Origin of the sequence: Streptomyces sp. DH24 (assembly GCF_029813775.1) — a bacterium.
GTDB lineage: Bacteria > Actinomycetota > Actinomycetes > Streptomycetales > Streptomycetaceae > Streptomyces.
Genome location: NZ_JARVKW010000024.1, coordinates 1 through 26,189, shown reverse-complemented (window position 1 = coordinate 26,189; position 26,189 = coordinate 1). Strand labels below are relative to the sequence as shown.

26 protein-coding genes, 1 rRNA gene and 2 pseudogenes are annotated in these 26,189 nt (G+C 72.0%); 6 read left to right on the top strand and 23 right to left on the bottom strand.

What is annotated here, in order from left to right:
* Nucleotides 1-175 precede the first annotated feature (175 nt).
* Nucleotides 176-448 (bottom strand): annotated as a pseudogene (locus QC282_RS20045) (ATP-binding protein); the annotation flags it as partial.
* 35 nt (nt 449-483) lie between these two features.
* Between QC282_RS20045 and QC282_RS32415 the strand changes: the two are divergent.
* A pseudogene (locus QC282_RS32415) lies at nt 484-531 on the top strand (hypothetical protein); the annotation flags it as partial.
* A gap of 43 nt (nt 532-574) precedes the next feature.
* Here QC282_RS32415 and QC282_RS20040 read toward each other — a convergent pair.
* The 7 genes from QC282_RS20040 to QC282_RS20010 form a co-directional block, all read right to left on the bottom strand.
* On the bottom strand, nt 575-1,648 hold the full coding sequence (locus QC282_RS20040) for a hypothetical protein (RefSeq protein WP_279550884.1): 1,074 nt from the start codon (nt 1,646-1,648) through the stop codon (nt 575-577).
* Between the two features lie 76 nt (nt 1,649-1,724).
* Nucleotides 1,725-2,915 carry a PLP-dependent aminotransferase family protein gene (locus tag QC282_RS20035; RefSeq protein ID WP_279550954.1) on the bottom strand — a complete coding sequence of 397 codons (1,191 nt, stop codon included), beginning with the start codon at nt 2,913-2,915 and terminating at the stop codon, nt 1,725-1,727.
* 182 nt (nt 2,916-3,097) lie between these two features.
* Nucleotides 3,098-4,090: a porphobilinogen synthase gene (gene hemB / locus QC282_RS20030; protein WP_279550883.1), complete on the bottom strand. Its 993-nt coding sequence runs from the start codon at nt 4,088-4,090 to the stop codon at nt 3,098-3,100.
* Nucleotides 4,091-4,217: 127 nt separating this feature from the next.
* Nucleotides 4,218-4,649 carry an ATP-binding protein gene (locus QC282_RS20025; protein WP_279550882.1) on the bottom strand — a complete coding sequence of 144 codons (432 nt, stop codon included), beginning with the start codon at nt 4,647-4,649 and terminating at the stop codon, nt 4,218-4,220.
* Between the two features lie 128 nt (nt 4,650-4,777).
* Entirely contained in the window at nt 4,778-5,980 is a 1,203-nt protein-coding gene (gene tgmC / locus QC282_RS20020) for an ATP-grasp peptide maturase system methyltransferase (protein ID WP_279550881.1), read from the bottom strand.
* The gene (tgmB, locus tag QC282_RS20015; protein WP_279550880.1) at nt 5,977-6,957 is read right to left on the bottom strand and encodes an ATP-grasp ribosomal peptide maturase; all 981 of its coding nucleotides are present in this window, start codon (nt 6,955-6,957) and stop codon (nt 5,977-5,979) included. The genes tgmC and tgmB overlap by 4 nt, the downstream gene beginning before the upstream one ends.
* Before the next feature lie 4 nt (nt 6,958-6,961).
* On the bottom strand, nt 6,962-7,228 hold the full coding sequence (locus QC282_RS20010; RefSeq protein WP_279550879.1) for a putative ATP-grasp-modified RiPP: 267 nt from the start codon (nt 7,226-7,228) through the stop codon (nt 6,962-6,964).
* A gap of 201 nt (nt 7,229-7,429) precedes the next feature.
* On the opposite strand from QC282_RS20010, the gene QC282_RS20005 reads away from it, so the two are divergent.
* Together QC282_RS20005 and QC282_RS20000 are read left to right on the top strand one after the other, a co-directional pair.
* Entirely contained in the window at nt 7,430-8,263 is an 834-nt protein-coding gene (locus QC282_RS20005) for a helix-turn-helix transcriptional regulator (protein ID WP_279550878.1), read from the top strand.
* On the top strand, nt 8,260-8,460 hold the full coding sequence (locus tag QC282_RS20000; RefSeq protein WP_279550877.1) for a DUF397 domain-containing protein: 201 nt from the start codon (nt 8,260-8,262) through the stop codon (nt 8,458-8,460). The genes QC282_RS20005 and QC282_RS20000 overlap by 4 nt, the downstream gene beginning before the upstream one ends.
* 252 nt (nt 8,461-8,712) lie before the next feature.
* On the opposite strand, the gene QC282_RS19995 is transcribed toward QC282_RS20000, so the two are convergent.
* The 6 genes from QC282_RS19995 to QC282_RS19970 all read right to left on the bottom strand — a co-directional run bounded on the left by QC282_RS19995 (nt 8,713) and on the right by QC282_RS19970 (nt 14,911).
* A complete protein-coding gene (locus QC282_RS19995; protein WP_279550876.1) occupies nt 8,713-9,042 on the bottom strand; it encodes an N-6 DNA methylase in 330 nt (109 codons plus the stop codon).
* A gap of 53 nt (nt 9,043-9,095) precedes the next feature.
* Nucleotides 9,096-10,832: a bifunctional uroporphyrinogen-III C-methyltransferase/uroporphyrinogen-III synthase gene (locus tag QC282_RS19990; RefSeq protein WP_279550875.1), complete on the bottom strand. Its 1,737-nt coding sequence runs from the start codon at nt 10,830-10,832 to the stop codon at nt 9,096-9,098.
* Nucleotides 10,829-11,824: a hydroxymethylbilane synthase gene (gene hemC / locus QC282_RS19985; protein WP_279550873.1), complete on the bottom strand. Its 996-nt coding sequence runs from the start codon at nt 11,822-11,824 to the stop codon at nt 10,829-10,831. The genes QC282_RS19990 and hemC overlap by 4 nt, the downstream gene beginning before the upstream one ends.
* Nucleotides 11,821-13,590 (bottom strand): glutamyl-tRNA reductase, encoded by a 1,770-nt coding sequence (locus tag QC282_RS19980; protein ID WP_279550872.1) that lies wholly within the window; start codon nt 13,588-13,590, stop codon nt 11,821-11,823. The genes hemC and QC282_RS19980 overlap by 4 nt, the downstream gene beginning before the upstream one ends.
* A complete protein-coding gene (locus tag QC282_RS19975; RefSeq protein ID WP_279550871.1) occupies nt 13,587-14,351 on the bottom strand; it encodes a redox-sensing transcriptional repressor Rex in 765 nt (254 codons plus the stop codon). Before QC282_RS19975 ends, QC282_RS19980 begins: the two co-directional genes overlap by 4 nt.
* 281 nt (nt 14,352-14,632) lie before the next feature.
* Complete coding sequence (locus QC282_RS19970) at nt 14,633-14,911, bottom strand: glutaredoxin family protein (RefSeq protein ID WP_279550870.1); 279 nt, start codon at nt 14,909-14,911, stop codon at nt 14,633-14,635.
* A gap of 140 nt (nt 14,912-15,051) precedes the next feature.
* Here QC282_RS19970 and QC282_RS19965 point away from each other — a divergent pair, with 140 nt between their 5' ends.
* The 3 genes from QC282_RS19965 (at nt 15,052) to QC282_RS19955 (ending at nt 18,536) form a co-directional block, all read left to right on the top strand.
* Nucleotides 15,052-15,963, top strand: a complete 912-nt coding sequence (locus QC282_RS19965; protein ID WP_279550869.1) for an HAD-IB family hydrolase — start codon at nt 15,052-15,054, stop codon at nt 15,961-15,963.
* 352 nt (nt 15,964-16,315) lie between these two features.
* Nucleotides 16,316-17,089 (top strand): ECF subfamily RNA polymerase sigma factor, BldN family, encoded by a 774-nt coding sequence (locus QC282_RS19960; RefSeq protein ID WP_279550868.1) that lies wholly within the window; start codon nt 16,316-16,318, stop codon nt 17,087-17,089.
* Between the two features lie 232 nt (nt 17,090-17,321).
* A complete protein-coding gene (locus QC282_RS19955) occupies nt 17,322-18,536 on the top strand; it encodes a DUF5667 domain-containing protein (protein WP_279550867.1) in 1,215 nt (404 codons plus the stop codon).
* A 72-nt stretch (nt 18,537-18,608) separates the two neighbouring features.
* On the opposite strand, the gene QC282_RS19950 is transcribed toward QC282_RS19955, so the two are convergent.
* From QC282_RS19950 to rrf, 9 genes are all read right to left on the bottom strand, one after another.
* Complete coding sequence (locus QC282_RS19950; RefSeq protein ID WP_279550866.1) at nt 18,609-19,679, bottom strand: lysophospholipid acyltransferase family protein; 1,071 nt, start codon at nt 19,677-19,679, stop codon at nt 18,609-18,611.
* 14 nt (nt 19,680-19,693) lie between these two features.
* Nucleotides 19,694-20,755 carry an NAD-dependent epimerase/dehydratase family protein gene (locus QC282_RS19945; protein ID WP_279550865.1) on the bottom strand — a complete coding sequence of 354 codons (1,062 nt, stop codon included), beginning with the start codon at nt 20,753-20,755 and terminating at the stop codon, nt 19,694-19,696.
* Nucleotides 20,756-21,058: 303 nt separating this feature from the next.
* On the bottom strand, nt 21,059-21,157 hold the full coding sequence (locus QC282_RS19940) for an AURKAIP1/COX24 domain-containing protein (protein ID WP_003948845.1): 99 nt from the start codon (nt 21,155-21,157) through the stop codon (nt 21,059-21,061).
* A gap of 156 nt (nt 21,158-21,313) precedes the next feature.
* Nucleotides 21,314-21,526, bottom strand: a complete 213-nt coding sequence (locus tag QC282_RS19935) for a helix-turn-helix domain-containing protein (protein WP_004984898.1) — start codon at nt 21,524-21,526, stop codon at nt 21,314-21,316.
* A gap of 129 nt (nt 21,527-21,655) precedes the next feature.
* Nucleotides 21,656-22,471, bottom strand: a complete 816-nt coding sequence (locus QC282_RS19930) for a phosphatase (RefSeq protein WP_279550863.1) — start codon at nt 22,469-22,471, stop codon at nt 21,656-21,658.
* A gap of 352 nt (nt 22,472-22,823) precedes the next feature.
* Nucleotides 22,824-23,996, bottom strand: coding sequence for an acetoin utilization protein AcuC (locus tag QC282_RS19925; protein WP_279550862.1), 1,173 nt, complete (start codon nt 23,994-23,996; stop codon nt 22,824-22,826).
* A gap of 138 nt (nt 23,997-24,134) precedes the next feature.
* Nucleotides 24,135-25,289, bottom strand: coding sequence for an MFS transporter (locus tag QC282_RS19920; RefSeq protein WP_279550861.1), 1,155 nt, complete (start codon nt 25,287-25,289; stop codon nt 24,135-24,137).
* A 67-nt stretch (nt 25,290-25,356) separates the two neighbouring features.
* Complete coding sequence (locus tag QC282_RS19915) at nt 25,357-26,001, bottom strand: HAD family hydrolase (protein WP_279550860.1); 645 nt, start codon at nt 25,999-26,001, stop codon at nt 25,357-25,359.
* Between the two features lie 65 nt (nt 26,002-26,066).
* A 5S ribosomal RNA gene (gene rrf / locus QC282_RS19910) occupies nt 26,067-26,183 on the bottom strand.
* Nucleotides 26,184-26,189 lie beyond the last annotated feature (6 nt).

Sequence of the window (26,189 nt, the reverse complement as noted above, 5' to 3'; positions counted from 1 at the left end):
TCAACAGTTTCGGCACGAGTTTCGAAACGTTCGGGACGCCAACGAACCGTATGTTGCGCCCATTTGGGCAGCTCATCGCGTCTCCGAGGAGGGCCTTGGAACAATCAACGAAATTCGACCGGCACCTCAAGATCACAATACCCAGTCACACCTACGAAAGTTTCGCAGACGGCGGTCACTTGGCGAACTCGGCCCACACGACCTTGCCGGGCGCCCGCTCCCCGACGCCCCACTTGTCGGCCAGCGCCGCCACCAGCAGCAGGCCGCGCCCGCCCTCGTCGGCCTCGCCGGCGATCCGGGGCACGCCGTCACCGCTGTCGTGGACCTCGACGCGGACGCCGTGGCCGTCGTACCGCAGCCGCAGCAGGAAGCCCCGCCCGGGCGGTACGCCGTGCCGGATCGCGTTGGTCGCCAGCTCGCTCACGCACAGCGACAGGTCGTCGGCCCGCTCCCTCCAAGAACCCCACCGGCCCCGTCCTCAGGGTCTCCCCGGCCACCTGGGCCGCCTTCGTTGTCGGTGGGCGGTCCTAGAGTCACCGGCACGGCCAAGGCGCGTCGGGCGACCGGGACTTGATCAGTCGCCCCCGCCGCCTCCACCGCCACCGTCACCGCCCCCTCCGCCGTCGCCGCCTCCGCCTCCGCTGTCGCCGCCGTCGCCTCCGTCGGAGCCCCAGCCGTCGCTGCCGCCGGGTTCGTTGTCGTCGCGGCCCCGGCCGAGGTTGCTGAACCAGGGGCGGTCCCACGCCTCGTCCGGGGCGAAGGGCTCGCTCCCGTGCCTGCGGTGGCGCTTCGGGCGGAAGCGGGCCGAGCCCGTGGTGTCCCCGAGTCCGAAGGCGACGGCGAACGCGTGGGCCATCACCGCGTCCAGGGGGTCGGGGCTCTCGTAGTACACCGGCGAGAGGGGGACCAGCACGGCGTGCGGGTCGGGGATCTGCCTGCGCGGCGGGCGGCTCAGCAGCGCCACGCGCCGTTCGTCGCGCAGCAGCCACGAACTCGTCGCGTTCTCCCGTCGCAGCACCCAGTGCTGTCCCGGCAGCCGCGCCTCGACGTAACTCTTCGACTTGCGGAGCTTCCGCTTCAGGACGGGCTCCGCGGTGACCGCGCCGACCGTCAGCCGCAGGCCCGCCGAGGGGTCGGTGCTCGACGGGTCGAAGCCGTGGGGTGCCCGGATCCGTACGACGGGAGCGTGCGGGCCCCAGACGTCCACGCGCACCAGGTTGCGGTCCACGGCGACGGCGATCGGGCCGGCGGGGCCGGGCGCGTACCGCCGCGCGATCCACAGCGGTACGCCCTCGTCGCGGGCGCGGGCCGCCAGCGCCGCCACCTGCTCGGGGCCGCCGCAGCGCCGTACCGCCAGCTCGCCCAGCCCGCGTGCGAACAGGGCGGCCCGGCGGACCTTCAGCGGGGTGGCGGTGCCGGTGATCCGGGTGACCGGGACGGCCCCGGGCCCGTCCGGCAGCCATGCCAGGGGGCGTTCCGTGCCGCCGCCGCCGAGCCAGGTCCCGCGCAGGTAGGCGTCGGCCATGGCGGCGAGGTTCAGTTCGGTGAGCGGTGTGGTGCGGCCGCCTCTGCGCAGGGTCTCCTCGGTCAGCTCCACGGTCCGCGCCAGCGGATTCCACCACTGCTCGGCATAGAGCGCCTGGTGCATGCCGTCCCCCGTACCCCGCTCCGCTCGGCGGTGAGTCCGTCCTCGTCCACGGAAGAGGACTGCCGGACGGGCCGGTTCAGTTCCCACGCCCGCTCCGGCCCCTCATCGCCTCCCCCAGCCTCCGCAGCCCCTCCGCGATCTCGTCCGGGGTCTGCGTGACGAAGCACACCCGCAGCGTGGCGCGGTCGGGCTCGCCCGCGTAGAAGGGCGCGCCGGGGACGTAGGCCACGTCGTGCCGGACGACCTCGGGAAGCAGCGCCGTCGTGTCGTGGCCGTCGGGCAGCCGCGCCCACAGGAACATGCCGCCCTCGGGACGGTCCCAGACCGAGCCCTCGGGGAGCGCGTCGGCGAGGCCGGCGAGCATGGCGTCGCGGCGAGCGCCGTAGGCGGCGGCGACGCGGGCGACATGGGCGTCGAGGTCGTTGTCGGCCAAGTACCGTGCGGCGGCGAGCTGGTTGACGGTCGGGGTGTGCAGGTCCGCGGCCTGCTTGGCCACGGCGCAGGCGCGACGCAGCCCGGCGGGCGCCCGCAGCCAGCCGAGTCGCAGCCCCGGTGCCATGACCTTGGAGAAGGAGCCGAGGAGCACGGTGCGGTCGCGGGCGTCGGCGTAGGACGCGATCCACGGCACGCGCTCGCCCTCGAAGCGCAGTTCGCCGTACGGGTCGTCCTCGACGATCCACACCCCGCGCCGGGCGGCGACGGCGGCCACGGCGGCGCGGCGGTCGGCGGGCATCGTGCGGCCGGTGGGGTTCTGGAAGGTGGGGACCGTGTAGAACAGCTTGGGCCGTTCGCGGACGACAAGGCGTTCCAGGGCGGCCGGGTCGACGCCGTCCGCGTCGCCGGGCACGGCCAGGACGCGTGCGCCCGCGAGGCCGAAGGCCTGAAGTGCCGCGAGATAGCAGGGGTTTTCGACGAGGACGGTGTCGCCGGGTTCGATCAGGGCGGTGGCGAGGAGGGACAGCGCCTGCTGGGAACCGGTGGTGACGAGGATGTCGTCGGGGTCGGTCGGCAGGCCCCGCACGGAGGTGCGCGCGGCGAGCGCGGCACGCAGCGCCGGCTCGCCCTCGGTGGTGGCGTACTGGAGGGCCCGGGCGGGCGAGCCGGTCAGCACGGCCTGGTAGGCGGCGGCGATGGCCTCGGCGTCGAAGAGTTCCGGTGCCGGGAGCCCGCCCGCGAAGTTGATCACCTCGGGGCGGGCGGTGACGGCGAGGATGTCCCGCACGGGAGACCCCCCGACGGACCGCACCCGCGCGGCGAGGGACGGCACGGGGGCGGGCGCGGGGGCGTGGACCTGAGCGGCGGCAGGGACGGGGGCGGGCTCGGCGACGGTCACTGGGGCGCTCCTCGGGGACGACGGCGTTCCCCGCACCCTAGAGAAATAGCTGCGCTCTACACCCGGATTTCCGGGATGTGGACGCCGCCCCCGGAAGGCGGCTCCACCACCGGCCTCTACCGCAGCTTCTGCGCGACCTCCGTCGCCCAGTACGTCAGGATGTTTCGCGCCCCGGCCCGCTTGATGCCGGTCAGCGCCTCCATGATGGCCCGGTCCCGGTCGACCCAGCCCTTCTCGGCGGCGGCCTCGATCATCGCGTACTCGCCGGAGATCTGGTACGCCGCCACCGGCACGTCCACGGCGTCCGCGACCCGCGCCAGGATGTCGAGGTAGGGCCCGGCCGGCTTCACCATGACCATGTCGGCGCCCTCCTCCAGGTCGAGGGCGAGCTCCCGCAGCGACTCCCGGGCGTTCGCCGGGTCCTGCTGGTAGGTCTTGCGGTCGCCCTGCAGGGACGAACCGACGGCCTCGCGGAAGGGGCCGTAGAACGCGGAGGAGTACTTCACGGTGTAGGCGAGGATCGACACGTCCTCCCGCCCGATCTGGTCGAGCGCGTCACGGACCACGCCGATCTGGCCGTCCATCATGCCGCTCGGCCCGACGACGTGCGCGCCCGCGTCGGCCTGCACCTGCGCCATCTCGGCGTACCGCTCCAGGGTGGCGTCGTTGTCCACGCGGCCCTGCTCGTCCAGGACACCGCAGTGGCCGTGGTCGGTGAACTCGTCCAGGCACAGGTCGGACATGATGATCAGGTCGTCGCCGACCTCGGCGCGGACGTCCCGCAGGGCGACCTGGAGGATGCCGTCCGGGTCGGTCCCGGCGGTGCCGAGGGCGTCCTTGTTCGCGTCGTCCGGCACGCCGAACAGCATGATCCCGGAGACCCCGGCCTCGACGGCCTCCGCGGCGGCCTTCTTCAGGCTGTCCCGGGTGTGCTGCACCACGCCCGGCATGGCCGAGACCGGCACCGGCTCGGCGACGCCCTCCCGCACGAACGCGGGCAGGATGAAGTCGGCCGGATGCAGGCGGGTCTCGGCGACCATGCGGCGCAGGGCGGGCGTGGTGCGCAGCCGCCGGGGCCGCGTACCCGGGAAGGATCCGTACTTCGTCATGCCTTCTACGCTACGCCCGCGCCGGCACCCGATTTGCCGACTGCGCGTCGGGGACGCGGGGTACCCGGAAGGGGCTTTGCGCGGCCCGGCATGCGGCCCCGGCCGGCAGGGACCCGCCGGCCGCAGGTCACCGGCGGGCCTGGAGATCGAGCTCCGCCCACACGGTCTTGCACGGCACCGGCCCGGATCGCACTCCCCAACGGTCCGCCAGTTCCGCGACGAGCAACAACCCGTAACCGGACTCCGCGCCTGCCGACCTGGCAGCCGTCCGCACGGGCAGCCGTTCGCCCCGGGTGTCCGTGACCTCGATACGCAACGTGGCGGGCGGCGCTGTGACGGCGAGGCCGAGCCGGAAGTCCCGCCCGGGGACCCGGCCGTGCGTGACGGCGTTCGCGGCGAGCTCGGCGACGATCAGCCGGGCCGGGTCCGACGGCACCTGCCAAGAACGCAGTTGCTCAGCAGCGAGCAGGCGGGCGAGACGGGCACCCCGCCGGGTGGCGGAGAGCGGCACGGTGAACTGGTGGAGCGGGGTCCGCGGTGCGGCGATTTCCTGATTCACGTCACTCAGCGTGTTGGGTCGCGTTCCTGCTGTGAAGGCGGCTGACCCGTGCGACCGATGGGTGTCCGTGGCGTGTCCGGTCCCGTCCGGGCTGCCCGGGTGCGGCGGGCGGCGGAGGTCTCGCCCCCTCAGGGCGACGGCAGCGGCAGGCAGGGCACCTGCGGTTGCCGCAGGTGCTGTCCGCCGTCGTGGACGCACAGGGTGAAGGTCTCCGGTCCTGGCCCTCCGGCCGCGTCGTAGACGTCGATGAGGCGCTCGACGCCCTCCCACAGCCGCACCTGCCCGCCCTCCCGCACCCGCCAGCCGCCGTCGCCGTCCGGGGCCAGCATGGCGGCCGACCCGGTGACCACGTCGACCAGGTGCACGACGTCTCCGACGGTGGTCAGTTGCGCGTCAGGCACGGCGCTCTGCACGAGGAAGCGCAGGTGGAAGGCTTCCTCGGTCGCGGCGGTGATCCGCTCGGGAGCGTGCCGGGCGACCCGCGGCCTTCCCGGCAGCCCGGCCGCCCAGTGGGTGGGGTTGCCGAAGGCCGGCGCCGCGTGCGTACGCGCCGACATGAAGGAGACCGTGCCGCCCAGCAGCCGCCCCTCGGCGGTGCCGTCCCCGGCGACGGTGAGCAGGACGCGGGCGTACCCGTAGAGCCAGCCCGAGAGCGTCAGCAGGATCTTGCCGCCCGGCCGGGTCTGGGCGACCAGGGCCGGAGGCACGGCGCGGAAGGAACAGGCGGCGACGATCCGGTCGAACGGGGCCTCGGGCCAGTACCCGTAGAGCCCGTCCGCGACCGCGAGGGTGGGTGCGTAACCGCAGCCGTGCAGCGCGCTCGCCGCTCGCTCCAGCCGGTGCGGGTCCACCTCGATGCTCGTCACACCGGCCGATCCGAGGCGTTCGCAGGCGAGCGCGGTCGAGTACCCCGTTCCCGTGCCGATCTCCAGCACCGCGTGCCCCTCCCGGACGTCGGCGTCGGCCCACATCCGCAGGACGAGGGACGGCAGCGTGGAGGACGAGGTCGGGGCCCCTCCGTGGCGCTCGGCCGGGTGCTCCCAGTCGGGTTCGTCGCCGTCGAACTGCGTGATGAGCGTGGTGTCGGAGTACGCGGCGGCCAGCCAGCGCCCGCGGTCGAGTGCGGCGGTGACGGGCTGCCACACAGTGAGCCCCTGCCCGTCACTTTCGCCGGCGGGCAGGTAGAAACCGGGCACGAACCGGTGCCGGGGCACCGTCTCCACCGCCGCCCGCCAGGCCGGATCGTCCAGCACCCCGCGTGCGGCAAGGTCCTCCGCCATGATCGCGCGCAGCCGCGCGGCATCGGTTTCGAGGTCGACGGGCATCGTCATGAACGGCCCTTCCTTTCCACGGTGAGGAGATCGGCGAACGCCTCGGTGATGTCCTCGGCGTCGGGAAGCCAGCCCCACTGGCCGTTCGGGTTGCACTCGATCGCCGTCCAGTGTTCCGGGTCGTCCCCGTCACCGGTGAGCGCGAAGTCGAAGCAGCCGAAGACCAGGCCGAACGAGGCGAGGTAGGCGTGCAGCGCCGCCTCGACGGGCGGCGGCACGATGATGGGCGCGTGGAGCAGGGCGCCCCAGTCGCCTTGGCGCCAGTCCAGCGCGCCGTCGGGTGCGGCGACCTGCTGGGCGAAGACACGACGGCCGACCACGGTGACGCGTACGTCACCGGTCTTGGCTATCTCGGCCTGGAACAGGTGGGCGGTCACGGTGAGCGTGTCGTCGAAGGTCCCCGGGTCGATCCGCTGGGTCCAGATCGTCCCGGCGTGCCCGTCGTCGCCGGCGGGCAGGCCGCGGAACGTCTTGCAGACGACGGGGCCGCGCTCGGCGGCGAACTCCCGCGCCGCCTTGGGGTCGTTGGTGATCAGCGTCGGAGGAATCCTCAGCCCGAGCCGGGCGAACCTGCGGAGCTGGGCGGGCTTGGACTCCGCACGGGCCACCGCCGCCGGGTGGTTGACGTACCGGGCGCCGGACAGATCGTTCAGCACGCCGCCGAGCCCGTGCCGCGCCTCGGCGGCGGCGAAGTCCCTCTGCTGCCGGGGAAGATGCGCGAACCGGGCGCCGTAGGGAGTGGGGCGGCGGTAGTACACCGCCGCCACCTCCCCCGGCTCCACCTCCCGGCTCGCCGTACGCAGCCGCCCGCTCCACGCCGGACGGTCCGCGTCGATGCGGAAGCCGAACGTCAGGGCGGGCCCGACGTCGGCGGGGTCGACGCGGACGACGGGCACCTCGCGCTCGTTCAACGCGGCGACGACCAGATCCGCGGTGACGTCCTCCAGCGCGGTGACGACCAGGACGGTGGAGGCCACCCGGTCAGTCCGACTCGTAGTCGGTGGTGCTGTCGTCCTGCGTCTGGGGCTGCGGCCCGTTCCCGTCGCCGCCCCCGGACACGGAGGCGGTACCGGTCGTCCTCGACGTCCCGTGCCTGCCCATCTCGACCGGCCGCCCGGCGGCGTCGGTGTAGCGGGCGGTCTGCGTGACGGGGTCGAGCGTCACCGTCGCGTACGACGGCGGCCCGACCGGCAGCCGGTCGGTGACCAGGCGCAGCGCCCAGGGGGTCTTGGGGGTGAGCGTCGTCATGCGGTGCCCTTCTCGGTGGTGTGGCGTTCCGGATTCACGTCACTCAGTGTGTTCACACGCGCGTACTGTGTGAAGGCGGACAGCTCGTACGGCCGGTGGCTGTCCGTGAGGTGTCCGGTTCTGTACGGGCTGCCCGGGGTGACCGGGCGCGGGCGGCCGGAGTTGGTCCGGGGAAGGGCGCACGACGGGAGGGCGGCGAGCATGAGCGGGTGGGAAGCGGGGCTGGACGACGAAGAGGCTGGGGCCGTGATGCGCACGGTCACACGGCAGCTGAAGCTGTGGCGGGAGGCGGCCGGCCTTACGCAGGCGGAGTTCGGGGCAGCCATCGGATACGGGGAGGAACTGGTCTCCTGCGTGGAGCGGGGACGGCGGATTCCCCGGCCGGAGTATCTGGACGCGGCGGACGAGGTGTTGGGGGCGGGCGGGAAGATCGCGGCGCTCAAGCAGGACGTGGCGGAAGCCCGGTACCCGAAGAAGGTACGGGACTTGAAGAAGTTGGAGGCGGAGGCCGTTGAGCTGTGCGCCTACAACAACTCCGTTGTCCACGGGCTGTTGCAGATCAGCAGTTACGCACGAGCAGTGTTCAGCGCTCGCCGACCGACCTTTACGGCAGAGGAGCTCGAACAGCGGTTGTCAGCCCGCGTGGCGCGTCAGGAGATCGTCAGCGACACGACGGCTCGCCCTCTCTTCAATTTTGTCCAGTGTGAGTCGACACTCCGTCGGCCCATCGGGGGCAGGACAGTCATGCGTGAACAGCTCGAACGACTGTTGGAGGTCGCCAAGTTCCCCAACGTCGACCTTCAGGTGCTCCCCCTGAGCCACGAGGAGAACTCAGGTCTCGCTGGGTCGTTCAGGCTGCTCAGGCTCAAGGACGGCACCACGGTCGGACATGTAGAGGTGCAGCACATCAGCCGCGTGATCGCTGACCCGAAGGAAGTGCAGCTCCTCGACATTCGTTATGGGACCATCCGAGCGCAGGCTCTCAGCCCACGAGAGTCGATGGCCCTCATCGAGAAAGTGCTTGGAGAGACATGACCCTCAAGCCCTACGCCGAAGCCAACTTGGTTTGGATAAAGAGCAGCTACAGCACGGACGAGGGCCCCGACTGCGTCGAGGTGGCCACCGCCCCTGCCCACGTCCTCGTCCGCGACTCCAAGGTCCCGAACGGCCCCCGTCTCACCCTCCCCCCCACCGCATGGGCGACCTTCCTGCCGTACGCAGTCGAGCGCTGACGGAGTAAACGAACGTGGCCCGCGCCCTTGATCTCGGGTGCAGGCCACGTCTACGTGTCAGTCGGCGACCGGAGTCACTTCCCCCGCCACGCCCTCCCCCCGGGCCTGCTGCAAGGTCTCCGCGATCGCGGCGAACTCCTCCAGCGCGGCCTGGAGGTCCTCGACGATCTCGGCGGCCAGTACGTGTACGCCTTGAAGCGCTCCGTCTCGACGCGCTGGGAACGGTCGTCGGCGTTGTAGCACTGCACGAAGTCATCGAGGTGGGCCCGGGTGAGCGGGTTCTGCTTGAGGGTGAAGTGCTGGGCCGTACGGAAGTCGTAGGAAGAGGACGTTGTCCGGGACGACGACCGCAGCCCGGCCGTGGATCTCCAGCAGCGAGGCGATGTGCTGGACGAAGTTGAGCTGCTTGTTGGTCGTGGTGACCCAGAAGTCACGGCGCTCGTAGGCGATCGCCTCGCGGGCGGCGGAACCGTCGTCGCCGTGGACGGTGATCGACGACTTCTTGCCGAAGGGCGGGTTCGCCAGGACCAGGCCGATCGTCGCCCCCGGACCACAACGAGCAGTGGCGGGGTGCGCCGTCACCGCGCACCCCGCCACCACCTCACGCGTACGACCTCACGTGGCCGCCGGACGGCTCAGGTCGTAGACCGCCGCCTCCGCGCCCCCGGCCGCCGCTCGCTCGGCCGTGTCACCGGGTCGCCGGCCTCCACCGCCGCGGCGCGGCGGCGGCGGCCGAAGTCCGCCAGGGCCTCCGCCAGCTTGTGGACCGACGGCTCGGGAGCCATCACGTCGACCCGCAGGCCGTGCTCCTCGGCCGTCTTGGCCGTCGCCGGGCCGATGCAGGCGATGACCGTCACGTTGTGCGGCTTGCCCGCGATGCCCACCAGGTTGCGGACCGTCGAGGACGACGTGAACAGCACCGCGTCGAAGCCGCCGCCCTTGATCGCCTCCCGGGTCTCCGCCGGCGGCGGCGACGCCCGCACCGTGCGGTAGGCGGTGACGTCGTCCACCTCCCAGCCCAGCTCGATCAGCCCGGCGACCAGGGTCTCCGTGGCGATGTCGGCGCGCGGCAGGAAGACGCGGTCGATCGGGTCGAAGACCGGGTCGTAGGGCGGCCAGTCCTCCAGGAGACCCGCCGCCGACTGCTCGCCGCTCGGCACGAGGTCCGGCTTCACCCCGAAGGCGATCAGCGCCTTCGCGGTCTGCTCGCCCACCGCCGCGACCTTGATGCCCGCGAAGGCGCGCGCGTCCAGGCCGTACTCCTCGAACTTCTCCCGGACCGCCTTGACCGCGTTGACCGACGTGAACGCGATCCACTCGTAGCGGCCGGTCACCAGGCCCTTGACGGCCCGTTCCATCTGCTGGGGCGTGCGCGGGGGTTCGACGGCGATCGTCGGCACCTCGTGCGGCACGGCCCCGTACGAGCGCAACTGGTCGGAGAGCGACGCCGCCTGCTCCTTGGTGCGCGGCACGAGAACCTTCCAGCCGAACAGCGGCTTGTTCTCGAACCACGAGAGCTGCTCGCGCTGAGCCGCGGCGAAACGCTCACCGACCACGGCTATCACCGGTCGCCCGCCCTCCGGGGACGGCAGCACCTTGGCCTGCTTCAGCGTCTGCGCGATCGTGCCGAGCGTCGCCGTCCAGGTCCGCTGCCGGGTCGTCGTACCGGCGACGGTGACCGTCAGCGGCGTGTCCGGCTTGCGGCCCGCCGTGACCAGCTCACCGGCCGCGGCGGCCACCGAGTCCAGCGTCGTGGAGACGACGACCGTGCCGTCGGAGGCGCCGACCTCGGTCCAGCACCGGTCCGACGCGGTGCGCGCGTCCACGAACCGCACATCGGTGCCCTGCGCGTCCCGCAGCGGCACACCGGCGTACGCGGGCACGCCGACGGCCGCCGCGATACCGGGGACCACCTCGAAGGGCACCCCGGCGGCGGCGCATGCCAGCATCTCCTCGGCGGCGTACGCGTCGAGCCCGGGGTCACCGGACACCGCACGCACGACCCGCCTGCCGCCCCGCGCGGCCTCCATGACAAGATGTGCGGCATCCCGCGACGCGGGGCCCCCAACGGTTGTTGACGAACCGTCAACAACCGTCAGCTGAGGCGTGCCCGTGCCCGGACCGGCCTTCACGGAAGAACCGGCGGCGCCGGATTCGTCCGCCGGGGCGTCCGCGTCCGTGTGCACCTCGGCGACGCCCTGCCTGGCGTGCAGGCGCACCACGTCGAGCACCTCGTGCTCGGCGACGAGTACGTCCGCGTTCGCCAGCGCCTCGACGGCGCGCAGGGTCAGCAGTCCCGGATCTCCGGGTCCGGCACCGAGGAAGGTGACGTGCCCGTGTTCGGGACCGGCGGGAAGGGTGGTGGGGCTCACTGTGCTCGCTCCCCCATCAGACCGGCCGCGCCCTGGGCCAGCATCCCGGTGGCGAGTTCGCGACCGAGTGCTGCCGCCTGGTCGTGCGTCTGGGGCACGGGACCGGTGGTGGACAGCTGCACCATCGTGGCACCGTCGGTCGTGCCGACAACACCACGCAGGCGCATTTCCTTGACAATCTGCCCGTCGGCACGGGGGTCCCCCCGCTCGAGCGGAGCCGAGAGTGGGGGAAGGTCGGCCAGCGCGCCGACAGGGGCGCTGCAACCTGCCTCCAGGGCGGCGAGCAGTGACCGCTCGGCGGTCACGGCGACCCGCGTGAACGGGTCGTCGAGCTCGGCGAGCGCGGCGATGAGATCCGCGTTGTCCGCGGCGCACTCGATCGCCAGAGCCCCCTGGCCGGGGGCGGGCAGAACCGTGTCGACCGACAGGAAGTCGGTCACCTCGTCGATCCGGCCGATCCGGTTCAGCCCGGCGGCGGCCAGCACGACCGCGTCGAGCTCCCCGTCCCGCACGAACCCGATGCGCGTGTCGACGTTGCCCCGGATCGGGACCGTCTCGATGTCCAGCCCGTGGGACCGGGCGTACGCGTTCAGCTGCGCCATGCGGCGCGGCGAGCCGGTGCCGATCCGCGCCCCGCGCGGCAGGTCGGTGAACTTCAGCGCGTCCCTGGCCACGATCACGTCGCGCGGGTCCTCGCGCACCGGCACGGCGGCCAGCACGAGTTCCTCGGGCTGCGTGGTCGGCAGGTCCTTCAGGGAGTGCACCGCGAAGTCGACCTCACCCCTGGTCAGCGCGTCGCGCAGGGCGGTCACGAAGACGCCCGTGCCGCCGATCTGCGCGAGGTGCTCGCGGGACGTGTCTCCGTACGTGGTGATCTCGACGAGCTCGACGGGCCGTCCGGTCACCTGGCTCACGGCGTCCGCGACCTGCCCGGACTGGGCCATGGCGAGCTTGCTCCGCCTGGTCCCGAGCCGTAGTGCCTTGTCACTCATGCTGGCCCTCGGTTCTTGGCGTTCTGGTCGTTCTGGTCCTGCTGGTCGTACTGGTCGGTCTTCTCGGTACCGCCCTCGGCGCGGGAGACGGCGGCCACCGTCTCGGGGTCGAGGTCGAACAGGGTGCGCAGCGCGTCGGCGTACCCGGCACCGCCGGGTTCCGCCGCGAGCTGCTTGACCCGGACGGTCGGCGCGTGCAGCAGCTTGTCCACGACGCGCTTGACGGTCTGCGTGATCTCGGCGCGGTGCTTGTCGTCGAGGGCGGGCAGCCGTCCCTCCAGCCGGGCGATCTCGTTGGCGACGACGTCGGCGGCCATGGTGCGCAGCGCCACGACGGTCGGCGTGATGTGCGCGGCCCGCAGCGCCGCCCCGAAGGCCGCCACCTCGTCGGAAACGATACGCCGGACCTGGTCGACGTCGGCCGCCATCGGGGCGTCCGCGGAGGCATCGGCGAGCGACTCGATGTCGACCAGCCGCACGCCGGGCAGCCGGTGCGCGGCGGCGTCGATGTCGCGCGGCATGGCGAGGTCGAGGAGGAAGAGCACGGGCTCGGGCCGGGGGATGCCGGCGACCGGTTCGGGCCGGCGCCGCTCCGGGATGCGGCCGACGGTCGCGGCGGTCGCGGCGAGCGCGCTGATCAGCTCGGCGTCGGACTCGCGGGCCTGCTCGCGGCGGTCCACGGCGCCGCCGGCGGCCCAGGCGGCGTGCTGCTCCAGCGTGGCGGCGTCCATGCCGGCCACGGCGGTCTCCCCCATGAGGGAGAACCCGGGCTGCACGGCGGACAGGTCGAGGGGGCAGCCGTCCTCGGCGCCGACGCCGGCGGGTGGCAGCGGCGTCTGCGCGTCGGCCGGCCTCCGTATGCCCGCGGCGGCGCCGCCCTCCGGGGCGGCCGTCTCGTCGGCGAGGTCGCCCGCGGTCCGGCCGGTGCGGCCCTCGACGGCGGCGGCGACCGACTCGGCCGTCAGCACCAGGCCGGTCGCGCCGGTGCAGGACACGGCGAGGTCGGCACGTGTCAGTTCACCGGCGACGCGGTCCATGGGCACGGCGCGCGCGCGTACGTCCGTGTCGTCGCCCTCGGTGAGGACCCGGGCGAGCCGCTCGGCGCGCTCCTGCGTGCGGTTGGCGACGACGATCTCGGCGACCCCGGCCCGCGCCAGCGTGGCGGCGGCCAGCGACGACATGGACCCGGCGCCGATCACGACGGCCTTCTTGCCGCGCGCCCACTGCTCGACGGCCGTGCCCTGCGCCAGCTGCTCCAGGCCGAAGGTGACCAGCGACTGTCCGGCGCGGTCGATGCCGGTCTCGGAGTGGGCCCGCTTGCCGACGCGCAGGGCCTGCTGGAACAGGTCGTTGAGGAGCCGCCCGGCGGTGTGCAGGTCCTGGGCCTTGGCCAGGGAGTCCTTGATCTGGCCGAGGATCTGGCCCTCGCCGACGACCATCGAGTCCAGCCCGCAGGCCACCGAGAACAGGTGGTGGACGGCCCGGTCCTCGTAGTGCACGTAGAGATAGGGAGTGAGCTCCTCCAGGCCGACCCCGCTGTGCTGGGCGAGCAGCGTGGACAGCTCGGCGACACCGGCGTGGAACTTGTCCACGTCGGCGTACAGCTCGATGCGGTTGCAGGTGGCCAGCACGGCGGCCTCGGTGGCCGGTTCGGCGGCGACCGTGTCCTGCAGGAGCTTGACCTGGGCGTCCGTGCTCAGCGAGGCCCGCTCCAGGACGCTGACCGGGGCGCTGCGGTGGCTCAGCCCGACGACGAGGAGACTCATGCCGGCATCACGGCGGGTACGTCCCCGTCGGGTCCCTGGTCGGCGGACTCGTCGCGCGTGGCGGCGGCCGGGACGGCGGCGGCCTCGGCGGCGGCTTCCTCGCCCGCCTTGCGCTGCTCGTGGAAGGCGAGGATCTGCAGCTCGATGGAGAGGTCGACCTTGCGCACGTCGACGCCGTCGGGGACGGACAGCACGGTCGGCGCGAAGTTCAGGATGGAGGTGACACCGGCGGCCACGAGCCGGTCGCAGACCTGCTGGGCGGCACCGGCGGGCGTCGCGATGACGCCGATGGACACGCCGTTGTCCGAGATGATCCTCTCCAGCTCGTCGGTGTGCTGGACGGGGATCCCGGCCACGGGCTTTCCGGCCATCGCGGCATCGGCGTCGATGAGGGCCGCGACCCGGAAACCGCGGGAGGCGAAACCGCCGTAGTTGGCCAGCGCGGCGCCGAGGTTGCCGATACCGACGATCACGACCGGCCAGTCCTGGGTCAGGCCCAGTTCGCGGGAGATCTGGTAGACGAGATACTCGACGTCGTAGCCGACGCCCCGCGTCCCGTACGAGCCGAGGTACGAGAAGTCCTTGCGCAGCTTCGCGGAGTTGACGCCGGCGGCGGCCGCGAGCTCCTCGGAGGAGACCGTGGGCACCGAGCGCTCCGAGAGCGCGGTCAGAGCGCGGAGGTACAGCGGAAGCCGGGCGACGGTGGCCTCGGGAATCCCTCGGCTACGGGTCGCCGGTCGGTGAGTTCGGCCAGTTGCCACGGTGCTCCTGCGGGTAGAGCGGGGCTGCAGGCGGTCACACGTCCCCAGACCGCCCCGTCGGAAGCAGGCTATGTCTTTGTGAACGCGTGCACAAAGATGGTGTCCGATTTGCCCGGCCAACGTGACCGGGCTCACGCGACCCCGGAGCACCGAGAGGGAACTGACGCGTACGCAGCGTCGTTCCTCGCTTATCGGGGGCAAAACCGCACACTCTCCTCTACGATCCCCGCCCCCGAGACCAAGACGCCATCGATCCTAAGTCACTTTCCGGACCAGTTGGACTACTCGGTCAGCGCCCTGCGCAGCCGCTGCTCGTTCACGCGCCAGAAGGTGTGCTGCTCGCCATCCACCAGGACGACGGGGATCTGCTCCCAGTACTTGTCGTGCAGTTCACGGTCCTGGGAGATGTCCTTCTGCTCCCAGGGCACGCCCAGGTCGGCGCACACCTTCTCGATGACGGTCTGCGCGTCGTCGCACAGGTGGCAGCCGGGCTTGCGGATCAGGGTGACGAGCCGGTCCTGCGGGGGCCGGGCGGCCGTTCGGCGGAAGAGGGCACTCATACGAGCCATTGTCCCGCCGTGGCGCGGCCCGGCCGAGCCCTTGGCCCGCGCCCTGGTTTAACAACACGGTCGTGGAGAGTTCACGGCCTTCAAACCTCTCGACTCCGGAAGGACCGAACAAACTGGCTATGCTCACGGTCATGGCCGCTCTCGGATGGCTCACTCCCCGTAGGCGCTCCGCCACGGCGCGGAGCGTGTTGGCAGGCGAGGCCTCGGCGGAGGCCGCCCGCAAAACCACCCAGGACGTGTCCGGCGAGGAACCGGAGTTCCCGGTCCACGGCGACGACCGCGCCGCCGCCTTCTTCGACCTGGACAACACCGTCATGCAGGGCGCCGCGCTGTTCCACTTCGGACGCGGCCTGCACAAGCGGAAGTTCTTCGAGACCCGCGACCTGGCCCGGTTCGCCTGGCAGCAGGCGTGGTTCCGGCTGGCCGGCGTCGAGGACCCCGAACACATGCAGGAGGCCCGCGAGTCGGCGCTCTCCATCGTCAAGGGCCACCGCGTCGCCGAGCTCCAGTCGATCGGCGAGGAGATCTACGACGAGTACATGGCCGAGCGGATCTGGCCGGGCACCCGCGCCCTCGCGCAGGCCCACCTGGACGCGGGCCAGAAGGTGTGGCTGGTCACGGCCGCCCCGGTGGAGATCGCCACGGTCATCGCCCGCCGCCTCGGCCTGACCGGCGCGCTCGGCACGGTCGCCGAGTCGGTCGACGGGGTCTACACGGGCCGGCTCGTCGGCGAACCGCTGCACGGCCCGGCGAAGGCGGAGGCGGTGCGCGCGCTCGCCGCGGCGGAGGGCCTGGACCTGTCCCGCTGCGCCGCCTACAGCGACTCGCACAACGACATCCCGATGCTGTCCCTGGTCGGCCACCCCTACGCGATCAACCCCGACGCCAAACTGCGCAAGCACGCCCGCCGCCTGGACTGGCGGCTGCGCGACTACCGCACGGGCCGCAAGGCGGCCAAGGTCGGCATCCCGGCGGCGGCCGGCGTCGGCGCGGTCGCGGGCGGCACGGCGGCGGCGATCGCCCTGCACCGGCGCCGGCGGTAGACCAGGGGGCGGCAGGCGGGCCGCAACGCCCGGGCGTCTCACGGACCGCCCCCAATCCAACTGACGTACCCCGCCACCCTCCTGTCCAGTCCCCTTGCCCGTACACGGCCACAACCCGCGCCGTACGCAACCTGAATACGGACCATTCCGATCAGCAACTGATCACTTTGTGACAGGTGATCGACCGTCAATCGGTTACTGAAGCGACGTAATCGATGATTTGAGCAACTGGGCGTAGCAGCGCCTGTACGAAGCGTTATTCTCCTCAGACGCAATCCGGTACCCGTCCGTCGCTACGACGGGTGAATGGTCCCGCACTGCACGTGATGGAAGCTCTGCCTCTGGGAGTCCCGTGTACCCACACGTCGGGGTTGACGCCTCGGGCCTGGCTACGCTGCGCGCAACGGTCCAGGACCTGTTGCGCGGCTTCGTCCCCACCGCGTACGCCGTCCCCGCCCTTGCCGTTGCCACCGCACCCGCCGGCCCGTGCTACGCGCTCGCCGACGGCAGCGCCGCCGTCGGCAGACGAGGGCGCTCGACCGGCGCCACCACTGCCCGCCGCCCCGCCGCGGACAGCGACAGCGCCCGGATGATGGACCTCGTCGAGCGCGCCCAGGCCGGCGAGGCCGAAGCCTTCGGACGCCTCTACGACCAGTACAGCGACACCGTGTACCGGTACATCTACTACCGGGTGGGCGGCAAGGCGACCGCCGAGGACCTGACGAGCGAGACCTTTCTGCGCGCCCTGCGCAGGATCGGGACGTTCACCTGGCAGGGGCGTGACTTCGGCGCCTGGCTCGTGACCATCGCCCGCAACCTCGTCGCCGACCACTTCAAGTCCAGCCGCTTCCGGCTGGAGGTCACCACCGGCGAGATGCTCGACGCCAACGAGGTCGAGCGGTCGCCCGAGGACTCCGTCCTGGAGTCCCTCTCCAACGCCGCACTGCTCGACGCGGTACGACGGCTCAACCCCCAGCAGCAGGAGTGCGTGACGCTCCGCTTCCTCCAGGGGCTGTCCGTCGCCGAGACCGCCCGCGTGATGGGCAAGAACGAGGGCGCCATCAAGACCCTCCAGTACCGGGCCGTCCGCACCCTCGCGCGACTCCTGCCGGACGACGCCCGCTGAACGATACGTTCCGCTACAGCCAACCAACAGCCCGTGAAAGTCGGTTGACTTTCCGATCGGTTCATCCGCCGTCCGTAACCCAAGTGCCGAGCCGCTCGTTGTGCGGGATGCAGGCTCCCTGTGGTCACCCCCTGACCGACTCCGATCACTCGATCGTGTGGATGTGCTCAAGGTGTGCAACCCTCAGGACCCCCTGGGGAGTCGACCGTCTTGACGAGAGGAGGTGCCGCCAGTGATCGCGAACGTATCGGCGCACCGGCGGGCGAACGCCTTCGCCCAGGCCCTGGAGGAAGAGTCCGAGCGGGGTACGGCGGCCGAACAGTCCGAAGAACCGGCACCGGCCCCTCCGGAACCGGCCGCCGCCGAACCGACGGAGCAGGGACGCATGCTGTCCCTCGCCGCCGGCCTCGGCGCGCTGCCCAAACCGGAGCTGGACCCCGAGGTCAAGGTCGTCCAGCGGGCCCAGCTGGTGGCCGCCATGGAGGCCATGCTCCAGGAGGGCGAGGCAGCGGACCCTTCATTGCCCGGGCAGCGCTCCTCCCGGGCCCGGGGCGCTCACCGGGCGACCCCGCTGAAGAAGTTCCGGCCGCGGACGCGGCTGGCCAAGGGCCTCACCGCCGGCGGGCTCAGCGTGGGTGTGGCGGCGAGCGCCTTCGGCGGAGTCGCCGCTGCCAGTTCCGACGCCCTCCCCGGTGACTCCCTCTACGGGCTGAAGCGCGGCATCGAGGACTTCAAACTCGGCCTCGCCGGGGACGACGCCGAGCGCGGCCGGGCCCACCTCGACCAGGCCTCCACCCGGCTCAACGAGACGCGCCGGCTGCTCGACCGGGGCCGGGGCGGACCGCTCGACCACGAGACCCTCGGCGAGATCCGCCACACCCTGTCCGGCATGCGCTACGACGCCTCCGAGGGCCACCGACTGCTCGCCGCGGTGTACGAGCGCGACCCCGACTCCCTCGGCCCGATCCAGGCCCTCTCCTCCTTCTCGGAGTCGCAGCGCAGGACCTGGGGCGTCATCCGCGACAAACTGCCCGTCCAGCTGGGCGACGTCAGCGAGGAGGTGTCCTCGGTGTTCGACGCCATAGACGAAGACGTCGAGCCGCTACGGCCCCTCCTCCCGCAACCCCCGGCCCACGGCGACACGGACGAGCGGCCGGGCACCGGCAAAGCGCCCACCGACGGCGCCGACCCGGGCGGCGGCACCGCGCCCGGCACCGGAAGCGGCGACCCCGGCTCCAGCAGCAGCCCCAGCAAGCCGGCCGACGCCGGCGAGCACGACGGCCTGCTCGGCGGCAACACCGGCGGACTGCTCGACCCGCCGAAGGACACCGGTGCCTCGACGCCGTCCACGAGCCAACCGCCCGCCGGCGAGCCGGACGTCACGGTCCCGCCGCTCCTCCCGGGCCTGCTGCCCGGCCTCGGCATCGACAGCGAGGACGACGAGTAACGACTCCGGCGGTACGACGACGGGGGCGCCCTCTCCGGAAGGGGCGCCCCCGTCGTCGTACGCGAACGGGCCCTAGAAGAACACCGACCGGCGCTGCACCAGCAGCTTGTACAGGGTGTGCTGGATCTGCTCCCTGACCTGGTCGGTCAGGTTGAACATCAGCATCGGGTCCTCGGCCGCCTCCGGCGGATAGCCGTCCGTCGGGATCGGCTCGCCGAACTGGATCGTCCACTTCGTCGGCAACGGCACCGCACCCAGCGGTCCGAGCCACGGGAACGTCGGCGTGATCGGGAAGTACGGAATGCCCAGCACCCGCGCCAGCGTCTTGGCGTTGCCGATCATCGGGTAGATCTCCTCGGCGCCGACGATCGAGCAGGGCACGATCGGCACGCCCCGCCGAAGCGCCGTGGAGACGAAACCGCCCCTGCCGAAACGTTGCAGCTTGTAGCGCTCGCTGAACGGCTTGCCGATGCCCTTGAAGCCCTCCGGCATCACCCCGACCAGCTCGCCGTCGCCCAGCAGCCGTTCGGCGTCCTCGGCGCACGCCAGGGTGTGACCGAGCTTGCGGGCGAGCTCGTTGACCACCGGCAGCATGAACACCAGGTCCGCCGCGAGCAGCCGCAGATGACGGCCGGCCGGGTGGTTGTCGTGCACGGCGACCTGCATCATCAGGCCGTCCAGCGGGAGCGTCCCGGAGTGGTTGGCGACGAGCAGCGCCCCGCCCTCGGACGGGATGTTCTCGATGCCCTTCACCTCCACCCGGAAGTACTTCTCGTACACCGGACGCAGCAGGGACATCAGCACCTGGTCGGTGAGTTCGGCGTCGTAACCGAAGTCGTCGACCTCGTAGTCACCCGTCAGACGGCGCCGCAGGAACGCGAGGCCGCCGGCGATGCGCCGCTCCAGGCCGCTGCTCTCCTCCGGCGCCTGCTCGGGCTGCCGCGGCTGTTCGGGCTGTTCCTCACGGGTCACCGGGACATCATCCTGCGCGGACGCGCTGCCCGGCAGCGGCTGGACCTCCCGGACCGGCGCCGGCTCCGTGCCCTTGCGCCGGCTCCCCGGGCTCCGGCGCCGCGCCGGGCGCTGCGCGGAGCTCCCACGCGACCGGTCGTCGTCGAACGGAATGACCTTGGCGTCCGCCATCGTTGCTGCGCTCCTCAGTTGGCGCTCTGCGTCGGGAGGTGACCGCTGCCCGCGAGGGGCAGCGCGGCGATCCGGTCGACGGCCGCGGCGACCTTGTCCGGCGGCAGCAGCCCGGGACCGTGGCTGCGGGCGAAGTCCGTGAAGGTTTCGGCGGTCGTGTGTTTCGGCCGGAATCCCAGCGTCTCGCGCATCTGGTCCGTCGCCACCACCCGCCCGTGGGTCAGCAGCCGGATCTGCTCGGGCGAGAAGTCCGTCATGCCCAGCGTACGCACCAGGGAGCCCGCCCAGGTGACCGCCGGAAGCAGCAGCGGCACGGTGGGCCGTCCGAGGCGCCGGGCGCACTGAGACAGCAGCAGGACGCCGTCACCGGCGATGTTGAAGGTCCCGCTGTTGAGGGTGCCGCGCGCCGGTTCGTGCGAGGCGATCCGCAGCACCTCGATGACGTCGTCCTCGTGCACGAACTGCAGCCGGGGGTCGTAGCCGAGCACGGTCGGCAGGACCGGCAGCGCGAAGTACGAGGCGAGCGGCGTCTCCGCGGTCGGCCCGAGGATGTTCGCGAACCGCAGCACGCACACGGCGACATCGGGCCGCCGCCGCGCGAAGCCCCGCACATACCCCTCGACCTCCACGGCGTCCTTGGCGAATCCGCCGCTCGGCAGGGACTTGGGCGGAGTGGTCTCGGTGAAGACGGCCGGGTCGCGGGGCGCGGAGCCGTACACGTTCGTACTGGACTTCACCACGAGACGCCGCACCGCCGGGGACTTCTGGCAGGCGCCGAGCAGTTGCATGGTGCCGATGACGTTGGTCTCCTTCACCGACGCCCGGCTGCCGCCGCCCAGCGGGGTGCCCGTGACGTCCAGGTGGACGACCGTGTCGGCGCCCGTCTCGGCGAGCACCCGCGCGATGGTGGGCTGCCGGATGTCGGCCTGCACGAAGTCGGCGCCGCCCAGATGGTGCTCGGGTGGCACCGCGTCCACGGCGACGACCCGCTCCACCTCCGGGTCACGCTGGATCCGTCGGACGAACCGGCCCCCCAGCTGACGGGCCACTCCGGTCACGAGCACGATCTTTCCCAAGATCAGCGCCCTCCTTCCGCCTCGCCGTTCCGCCGCTCGCGGCCTGCCGCTTTCCCCGTGTGACGGCCAACCTAGCCGCTCGCCGTTGCGCTGTGGTGACCTCCCGATGCCCGACGTGACGAGTCGGCGGGAAGTCGCCGGAACACCGCAGTCGTACGACCGGCCGGGTACCCGCGCCGTGCGGACGTACGAACGCCGTTCGCCGAGTCCGGACACGCACGTGGCCCCCCACCGGTGCGGTGGGGGGCCACGGTCACGCTTCTGCGGCGTCGGCGTCGCGTACCGGAGCAGCGACCCGCGTCACTACTTCTTGTTGCGACGCTGAACGCGCGTGCGCTTGAGCAGCTTGCGGTGCTTCTTCTTCGCCATCCGCTTGCGCCGCTTCTTGATAACAGAGCCCACGACTAACCCTCGCTCACTTCTCATCACTCGGTAGTTGGGCGCCATGGGCCCACACGACCTACGAGGGGCTAGCCTACCCGCCCGAGCGCCGAGGTCGTAATCGAGGTGACGGGAGAGACCCGAACGTGCCCTGAGGGGCCTCCCCCGGGACCGCCGTCAGGCCGTTTCCACCCCCACGTAACTCTCGCGGAGGTACTCGTGAACCGCTTGCTCCGGGACGCGGAAGGACCGCCCCACCCGGATCGCGGGCAGATGACCGCTGTGCACCAGGCGGTACACGGTCATCTTCGACACTCGCATCACCGAGGCGACTTCCGCCACGGTAAGGAACTGAACCTCGTTCAGAGGCCTCTCGCCAGCTGCAGCCATGACACACCTGAACCTTCCGCACTCGACGGCCACCGGCTTCCCCTTCCGGTGACTCTTCGTCGCTGCGTGCTCACTCCCCAATGTAGGGGCGGGTGATGCGAGTGGGGAAGAGGTACACCTATCGGCGGACTACTGTGACAGACATGCCCGATTGAGTACGTAGCGGATGAGCGGGCCGTAGTGCTCGGACCGCACGCCGTCGTCAAGCGGAACGACGACCGACACCGAGCCCTCGGCCTGGCCGACGAACGGCGCCGGGTCGTCCGCGTCGGCCAGCCCGATCGCTTCGAACCCCAGCTGACCTGCCCCGCAGACCCAGCCGTGGTCGCCGATCACCAGCTCGGGCAGGGGCCCGCCGGCCTCGGCCGCCGCGGCCAGCGCGAGCCGAACCGGCAGCGGCGAGTGGGTGTGTGCGCCCGGCTCACCGCCGGGGCGTGAAATTCCGGGTTCCCGTAGCAACGCGACCCCTCGGACGTAGTCGAGGTGGTGGGTACGTAGACCGAACCGGGTCGTTATGTCGACACAGCGACCCTGCGCCGGGGTGAGGACAGTACATCCCGCCGCCGACAAGGCGTCTGCGAGACCGCCGTAAAAGCCGAGCAGCCGATGCGGGTGTCCGGTACCGAGGAGCACGGGCGCACCGCGCCGGGCGGCTGCCGCCAGACGGTCGGCGAAGGCGTCCAGGGCGGCCAGCGTGCGATCCGGATCGATCACGTCATGGCCCGAAGTCCGACGCGGATCGGCCGAAACCCCGCACCTGTCCGCCATCAACTCGATCAGTTCCCGGGTCCTCCACGACCGCTCGGGATCGATCCCGATCAGCACCCGGGGGTCCCCGGCCGCGAACAGCCGGTATCTCCGCAGGCTGACCTCCCGCAAGGTCGCCACGACCCCGGCCAGCCGGGCATCGAGCAGATGCGCGCGCAGGGCGTCGGGGGTCAGCACGAAGGAGATGGTGCCGGACGGCCACCGGGTCCGCGGCGGAATCACCGGAACACCCCACGGTCGGCGTACAGCACCGCGCGGTGGCGTACAGCGCGCCCCACGGTCGCGTACAGCGCGCCCGACGGTCGGCGTACGGCACCCCACGGTCGGCGTGCGGCACCCCACGGTCGGCGTGCGGCACCGCACGGAGGGCTCGGGCTTCCGCTTCCGAGCGGGTGCCCGCGAGCGCGGGCGGGCGGATCGGCGTACGGCACCCCGTGCGGGCGAGCGGGCCTCCTGCCACGCCGAACGGCCGCCGCCGACTTCGTACGGCCCCGCGCGAGCGGGCGGGCCCGACGTGTCTGCGGCGGGCCTAGGCCAGCAGCCCCCGCAGCGGAAACGCCGCCCGCCGCGTGGCCAGCACGGCCTGGTCCAGGCGGTCCGCGGGGTCGTATCCCGCCTCCCACTCGCCGAAGGACACCGGCCACCGCCCGTCCGTCATCCGCGCCGGCCCCAACTGCCGTGTCCTGGCGAAGACTTCCTGCCGCCAGCCCTCCGGGATCAGCGCCGTGGGCTCCACGGGCCGACCCGCCGCGATGGCCACCAGGTGCGTCCACGACCGCGGCACGACGTCCACCACGGCGTACCCGCCCCCGCCCAGCGCGACCCACCGCCCGTCGGCGTACTCGTGCGCCAGGTCGTGACACGCCACCTGCACGGCCCGCTGCGCGTCCAGCGACACCGCCAGGTGCGCCAGCGGGTCCTCGAAGTGCGTGTCGGCGCCGTGCTGCGTCACGAGCACCTGCGGCCGGAAGTCCGCGAGCAGCTCCGGCACGACCGCGTGGAACGCCCGCAGCCACCCCGCGTCCCCGGTCCCCGCCGGCAGCGCGACGTTCACGGCCGAACCCTCCGCCGCGTCGCCGCCCGTCTCCTCGGGCCACCCCGTCTGCGGGAACAGCGTCGCGGGATGCTCGTGCAGCGAGATCGTCAGCACCCTGGGGTCCTCCCAGAACGCCGCCTGCACACCGTCCCCGTGGTGCACGTCGACATCGACGTACGCGACCCGCTCCGCCCCCAGCTCCAGCAGCCGCGCGACGGCGAGCGACGCGTCGTTGTAGACGCAGAAACCGGACGCGGCACCGGGCATCGCGTGGTGCAGCCCGCCCGCGAAGTTCACGGCGTGCAGCGCCTCACCGCGCCACACCGCCTCCGCCGCCCCCACCGACTGCCCGGCGATCAGCGCGGACACCTCGTGCATCCCGGCGAAGGCCGGATCATCCATCGTGCCGAGCCCGTACGACTGGTCCGCCGCGTCCGGGTCCAGCGACGCGGCGCGCACCGCGTCGATGTAGTCCTCCCGGTGGACGAGCCGCAGCGTCGACTCCCCCGCCGGCTTCGCCGCGACCACCTCCACCTCGCGGTCCAGCCCGAAGGCGTCGACCAGTCGCCGGGTCAGGGCGAGCCGGACCGGGTCCATCGGATGGCCCGGACCGAAGTCATAGCCCGTGACTGCCTCGTCCCACATCAGTTGTGCGCGGCCGCTCATGCCAGCCACCGTATCGGTCCGGTTGAGCAGCGAACGACCGGGCGTACACGAGCGTCACCAGCACCAACACCATCGGGACCAGCATCGCCCCGCGATAGCTCCACAGGTCCCCGAGGGCCCCGACCAACGGCGAACCGATCAGAACCCCACGTAGTTGAAGACGTTGAGCCGCGCCACGGCCGCGTCGGAGGCGCCCGGCCCGTGCCGTTCGGCGGCGAGCCGTCCGGCCGCCGCGAACGTCTGCGGCACCAGTACGCACAGCCCCAGTCCCAGCAGCGTGAACCCGAGCATCCCCACCCACGCCCCGGGCGCCGCCGCCACGACCGCGAACCCGCCGGCCGCCACCAGCGCCCCGGCCCGCACGACCGTCACCGCCCCGAACCGCCGCACCCCGAAGTCCCCGACCGCCCGCCCCAGCAGCGTCGTGACCATGTACACGTTGTACGGCACCGTCGCCAGCTGCTCGGAACCGCCGAGCACGTCCTGGAGGTACTTCGCGCTCCAGTTGGAGACGGTCGAGTCCCCGATGTACGCGCAGGTCATCACCAGACACAGCGGCAGCAGCAGCCCGAACCCGACGCCGGTTCCGCCCGGCCCCGGCTCCGCCTCCCCTTCGGCCGGCACGGGCCCCTCGGCCTGTGCGGGGCCCTCGGCCTGTGCGGGGCCCTCGGCCTGTGCGGGGCCCTCGGCCTGTGCGGGGCCCTCGGCCTGCGCGGGGCCCTCGGCCTGTGCGGGGTTCTCGTCGACGTACCACCGGCTCCCGGCCAGCGCGGCCGGCAGCAGCACCAGCACCACCGGCAGGTACGACACCCACAGCGCGAGATGCCAGTGCGCCCCGGCCCAGGCGAGCGAGGCACCGACGATTCCGCCCAGGCTGTAGGCCGCGTGGAAACCGAGCATGATGCTCCGCCCGTACGCCCGCTGGAGCCGCACCCCGAGCATGTTCATCGAGGCGTCCAGCGCACCGACGGCGAGCCCGAACACGGCGAGCGAGACGCCCAGCACGACCATCCGGTCGCCGGCGCCGACACCGAGGAGCGACAGCAGCACCACGGGCTGGGACCAGCGCAGCACCCGACTGGGCGGGACGCGCCTGACCGTCCGCCCGGTCGCGACGCTGCCCACACCGGCGAGGACCGGCACCGCGGCCAGGAACGCGGGCAGCAGCGCGTCGGATACGCCGTACCGGTCCTGGATGGCGGGGATGCGTGTCACGAGCAGCGCGAAGGCCACGCCCTGCGCCAGGAAGGCGAACGCAAACGAGGCCCTGCCGTGCCGCAGCGCATCAGTCATGGCGGCGAGCGTAGGACCCCTGTTTACCCGTGGGTAGATCCGGGCCACGAACGCTTTCCCACCCCGGTCACATGAGCAAGTGGGGCAGCTCACCCATGTCGGAGAAGAACCGCGTGGCCCCCGTCAGCCGCGCGGCGGGCGTCATCGCGGTGAACCCGAACACGTCCATCCCGGCGGCGACGGCCGCCTGCACACCGAGCGGGCTGTCCTCGATGACGACACACCGCTCGGGCGCGACCCCCATCCGCTCGGCCGCGTGCAGGAAGAGATCGGGCGCCGGCTTTCCCCGCCCCACGTCCTGCGAACTGAAGATCCGCCCGTCGTCGAACCACCGGTCCAGCCCGGTCTTGCGATGCCCCACCCGAATCCGCTCATGGCTCCCGGAGGAGGCCACGCAGTACGGCACCCCGTCCGCCGCCAGCTTCGCGAGGACGTCGACGGCCCCGACGACCGGCTCCAGTTCCCGCTCGAAGGCCGCGAACACCCGCCCGTGGAAAACGTCGTCGAAGTCGGCCGGCAACCGCCGCCCGGTGCGCTCGTGCACGAGGTCGTGGACGCGGTGCATCGCGGACCCCATGTAGTCCCGGATGGAGTCCTCGTACGAGGTCGGGTGGCCGATCTCGGTGAGGTAGGCGGCCAGCAGCCGGTTGGATATCGGCTCGCTGTCGACGAGAACACCGTCGTTGTCGAAAATGACGAGGTCATAGCGCATAACCCGACCCTAAACGCAGAAAACCCCCGGACCGGTATCCCCGGCCGGGGGTTTTCTCAAAAATTGTTCGGCGGTGTCCTACTCTCCCACAGGGTCCCCCCTGCAGTACCATCGGCGCTGTAAGGCTTAGCTTCCGGGTTCGGAATGTAACCGGGCGTTTCCCCTACGCTATGACCACCGAAACACTA